Source organism: Leptolyngbya sp. BC1307 (assembly GCF_002286735.1).
In the GTDB taxonomy this organism is placed as follows: domain Bacteria; phylum Cyanobacteriota; class Cyanobacteriia; order Phormidesmidales; family Phormidesmidaceae; genus Phormidesmis.
This window is the reverse complement of record NZ_NRTA01000168.1, coordinates 1-933: the sequence shown is the minus strand read 5'-3', so window position 1 is coordinate 933 and position 933 is coordinate 1. Positions and strand designations below refer to the sequence as shown.

At 52.3% G+C, this 933-nt stretch carries 1 protein-coding gene; it reads right to left on the bottom strand.

The genetic code is table 11. The annotated features are described in order from the left end of the window. Positions 1-844 (bottom strand): transposase (locus CKL79_RS22590; RefSeq protein ID WP_141242297.1); only part of this gene is annotated, 844 nt, incomplete at its 3' end. Between the last annotated feature and the right edge of the window lie 89 nt (positions 845-933).

Below are 933 nucleotides of genomic sequence, written 5' to 3'. Positions count from 1 at the left end.
CATATTCGTTGAGCACATAGTCCTCAAACGGATGACGCAGGAGCTTGAGATAGTTTTGCCGGGACTTGTGCTCACTACTGCGAAAATAGGCAAATAGCGCGTTGCCGACCACCGTACAATAGCCATTGCGGCCTTGATGACGCGCCCCGGTATCATCGGTGTGAACATAGGCGGCACTCTCCAAGCCTGCCCGCAGAACAGCGGTTTGCTCGTCATGGAAGCGGCTGTCTTCTGCCATCAGGATGCGGTTGACCTGGCCGGTGGAAATCTCGATATCAAAGGCTTGTAGCTGCTCGTAAATCAGATGCTGCGGCACTCGACACTGGTGATGTTGATAAAGGATGAACGCTTTCAACGTCGGCCCATAGTGACCCTCATATTCGACCGGCAGTTGCCCGACCACCGTCACACCCTCGGCACTCACATATTCGGCCAGTTTGAACCGGATGTTATGGGATTTGATTAACAACTCCTGCACATCATACTCCCGGTAGCCATTGAACCTCGCTCCCAGCGGTACGCTCTCGGGTTCGACGAGGCGTTCTTCATCCATCTGGAACTGCAATTTCTTGCTGCGCTTGGCGCTCCCAGGTCGTTTCCCGGCACCCTTTTTAGCCAACACGGGGTGCTCCAGTTGGCTCGCTTTTAGCAGCGGCTTACCTTTTAATTTCTTTGCCTTTTTCAGCTCCCCTTCGAGCCGCTCGGTCTTCCCTTTCAACTGCTCGATCTCAATCGCTTGCCCCTCTATGATTGCTTGTTGATGCTCAATCACAGCCAACAGCCATGCCACCAGAGGTGTCCGTTCCTCTGGCGCAATTTCCTTCGGTAGTTTAGGGCTTTTCATTCTTCTGTTACAACAGATTTCTCGCCCTTTGACCACTCATCGTTACTTTCCTCAATAATGCTACTTACCAGCGGTTATTGAGCTATTGC